Consider the following 750-nt stretch of genomic DNA (forward strand, 5'->3'; position numbering starts at 1 on the left):
CCATCCTTGACCGCAATCACCTTAACCACACCGGCTTCCAACGGCTGTATGACCTTGCTCTTGCCCGACGCACTGATGCGCCCCTGTGCCGTAACCACAATATCCATCGAGACCAGGCAGGCATAAGCCAGCGTCGCAGCCGCCATGGTGCAAATGGCCAGAGTGATCATACGTGCCACTTTGGCAGGAGGCTGTTGCCGCATCGCAATGGCTGCCGTGCTGAACATGACATGTCCAGCTGTGCTTTTGTTCTTCATGCAGCCTCCAGCACCTGATGCGCTTGATACAGCGAGGCGTAGCGACCATTGACGTTCATGAGCTCGCGATGGTTGCCAGTCTCCATAAGACGACCTCGGTCCAGCACCAGAATCCGGTGGGCCATCCGCAAGGTGGACAAGCGGTGCGCAACAATAAATACCGTGCGGCCCTCACAAATACGAGCCATGTTGTCGTGAATAACTCGCTCGCTTTCGTAATCCAGAGCCGCAGTGGCTTCATCGAACAACAGGATTTGCGGGTTACCCACCAACGCACGCGCAATAGCGATACGCGAGCGCTGACCACCCGAGATCTTGCTTCCTCGCTCGCCGATCACCGTGTCATAGCCCTCGGGCAGCTGCAGAATGAATTCATGCGCGCCGGCCAGTCGGGCGCTTTCCATCACAGCGTCCATGGCAATAGCCGGATTACCTAGCGCAATGTTTTCGCGCACGGAACGATTGAACAAGGCCGTATCCTGCCCGACTACGC

At 57.3% G+C, this 750-nt stretch carries 1 protein-coding gene and 1 pseudogene; both read right to left on the reverse strand.

The genetic code is table 11. The features are described 5' to 3' along the window. Window positions 1–257: pseudogene (locus tag AC1DWI_RS25180) on the reverse strand (HlyD family type I secretion periplasmic adaptor subunit); the annotation flags it as partial. Then, on the reverse strand, window positions 254–750 hold a 497-nt coding region (locus AC1DWI_RS25185), incomplete at its 5' end, for an ATP-binding cassette domain-containing protein (protein WP_477726185.1). The gene AC1DWI_RS25185 and the pseudogene AC1DWI_RS25180, both read right to left, overlap by 4 nt.

This window comes from Polaromonas sp. P3_C2 (assembly GCF_056402675.1).